Raw genomic sequence first — 2,382 nt, forward strand, 5'->3', positions numbered from 1 at the left:
AGCGCCCGGGTGGCACTGTTAGAAACTCAATTCTGTGTCCCCCCCCGCGGCCCGGGCCGCCCCCCCACTTCTCACTCCTCCAGGTCGCCGGGTTCGGCTTCGAGGCCGGTGCACGCCAGCTTCCCTTCGACGTCCGCACACGCCTCCACCCCCCGGGGCGTCGGCACCGCGAGCATCGGGCTGGTGTAGCCGACGGAGTCCTCGGCGGGATAGCTCGCGGAGAGCACGTCCTGCCCGGTCCGGACCGAGACCTCCCGGGCGTGCGGGGCGTGCATCCGCACCTCGGACCAGGCCGTGCCGCAGGCGGGGGAGTAGCGCAGCCGGACGTCGTACGCGGTGCCGGTGACCCTGCTCTTGGTCTGCGCGTCCCGGGCGCACGCCGAGGCGTCCGGCAACTCGCCCTGACAGGCCCGCCCGTGGCAGCGCGGCGCCCCCGACACCGGTTGCGCGCCCTGGGCGGCGCGCCGGTCGGACACGCTCACGGCCGCCGCCGTCACCCCGGCCACGGCGAGCAGCGCGAGCGCGGTCAGCGGCAGCCGCCACCACCGCGCTCGCGGCGTCGCCGGTGCGGGAGCCACGGGCGGCTGCTCCTCGGCTGCCTCGCACAGCGCCAGTACGACCGCGGGGTCGACGCCCGCGAGCCGGGCCAGGGCCTCCACGGCCGGACGCGGCGGCCGTTTGGCGCCGGTGAGATAGCGGTGCCAGGCGGACTTGCTGTACGGGGTGCGGGCGGCCAGCGCCGCCAGGCTCAGTCCCGTACGCTCCTTCAGTTCGCGCAGGCTCGCCGCCGGCGACTCGTCGGGTGGGGTGGTGGTCGCTCCTTCGGAGTGCCGCATGTCGCGTGCCTCGACTTCATTACGCTATGGGCGTTTCGCCCCTGTTGTCGGGATGGCTTCCCATGGTTGCCGGGGCCGCAATCGGCGAACAGGTGTGAAGTCGGTCAATCAGGGGGTGCATGCCGAAGGCCTGTTCGGGAACGGGGTTCCCGAACAGGCCTCGGCGGTCAGGGAGTACGGCGGGACGGACCCGTCAGCACCACGGAACGGCGTGGCCGATCCGGACGTAGTGGCCGGAGACGTACCCCTTGCGGTGCGGCAGCCGGTACCAGGTGTGGTTGCCGCGCACCGAGCCGCCGTACGTCTTGCAGGCCACCGGGACCAGCCGGTTGCTGTGACGGTGGCCGACCACGTGGTAGCGGGTGCTCGGGCCGGAGCGGACGTTCAGCCGGACGTGGCGCGTGGTCACCCGGCCGGTCGTGCGGTACCAGGAGTGACGGTGGGCCGCCGGGGCGGGCAGGGTGGTGTAGTTGTAGTACTGGATGATTCCCTGTGGTGCGGGGATCGGAGTGGCGGCGCTCGCGGTGGCGGCCCCGGCCGTGGGCAGGAACGCGAACACCGCGACCGTGGCCAGCAGGCCGCTCTTCAGGATCCGACGGGACATGGAAACCTCCGTGCTGTCGTGCTCGTGACCACGAAGCGTGATCACGATGGGGAGGATTGCCATGGCCGAGGGCCGTCATGTCGTCCCCGCGTGCCCCGGGACGCCTGGGACGTCCCCGGGGACGGGGCTCAGCCCATCCGGTCGTCGGCGGAGAGGTGCTCGACGGTCTTTCCCGTCTCCGTGAAGGTCCGGGTGACATACCCCGACGAATACACCCACAGGATCCGCAGCGGGGTGTCGCCGACGTTGCGGAACAGGTGGGGGACGGGGGACGGGACGTAGGTGGTGTCGAACCGCTCCAGCCGGGTCACCTCGCCGTCCACCCACACCTCCGCCTCGCCCTCCAGGACGGTCACGTGCTCGTCGCAGTTGTGCGAGTGCAACGGCGCCCCGGAACCCACCGGATAGACACTCATCCCGCTCGTGATCAGGTTCTCCCCGCCCGCCGACGGCGTGGTGATCAGCGGTGTCGTCCCGACCGAGCCGCCCCGGTCGAGCAGGGGCACGGACGCGGCCTTGATGATCGTGGTCATCCGGGAATTCCTCTCCACTGCGATGCGATACGCCGACCGACGTTAGGCCGCGTCCGCGCGAACGGGTGCCCCCTGGCGTGCAGTTTTACCTTGCGTTCCGGGAGGGGTGAGCCGCCCGGATCCGGCTGTAGCGTCACCTGGCATCCCACGGCCGCCGGAGAGAGAAAGCAGGTACCGGCCCCCATGAGGCTCCCCGTACTCAGCGAAGAAGACATGGACCCGAGGCAGCAGGAGCTGGCCGCCCGGATCGCGGGCCGCCGCGGCGCCGTCCGCGGCCCGTTCCGGGTCTGGCTGCACAGCCCCGAGATGTGGGGGGGCGGCGCCCCCCGCGGGCGGGTATCCCCCATAGACAGCATCCGCCCCCAAACCCACCCCCGAAAGACACAGCAGAATTCACGCCCCACAACGG

At 71.7% G+C, this 2,382-nt stretch carries 3 protein-coding genes; all 3 read right to left on the bottom strand.

Going from position 1 to position 2,382, the window contains the following annotated elements; genetic code table 11:
* Positions 1 to 71: 71 nt before the first annotated feature.
* The 3 genes from ACWGJB_RS42375 to ACWGJB_RS42385 all read right to left on the bottom strand — a co-directional run bounded on the left by ACWGJB_RS42375 (position 72) and on the right by ACWGJB_RS42385 (position 1,973).
* A complete protein-coding gene (locus ACWGJB_RS42375) occupies positions 72 to 836 on the bottom strand; it encodes an XRE family transcriptional regulator (protein ID WP_453385353.1) in 765 nt (254 codons plus the stop codon).
* A gap of 193 nt (positions 837 to 1,029) precedes the next feature.
* A complete protein-coding gene (locus tag ACWGJB_RS42380) occupies positions 1,030 to 1,440 on the bottom strand; it encodes an SH3 domain-containing protein (protein WP_453385354.1) in 411 nt (136 codons plus the stop codon).
* A gap of 128 nt (positions 1,441 to 1,568) precedes the next feature.
* Positions 1,569 to 1,973, bottom strand: a complete 405-nt coding sequence (locus ACWGJB_RS42385) for a cupin domain-containing protein (protein WP_453385355.1) — start codon at positions 1,971 to 1,973, stop codon at positions 1,569 to 1,571.
* Positions 1,974 to 2,382: the final 409 nt, after the last annotated feature.

The sequence above is a fragment of the Streptomyces sp. NPDC054813 genome, from assembly GCF_053611365.1.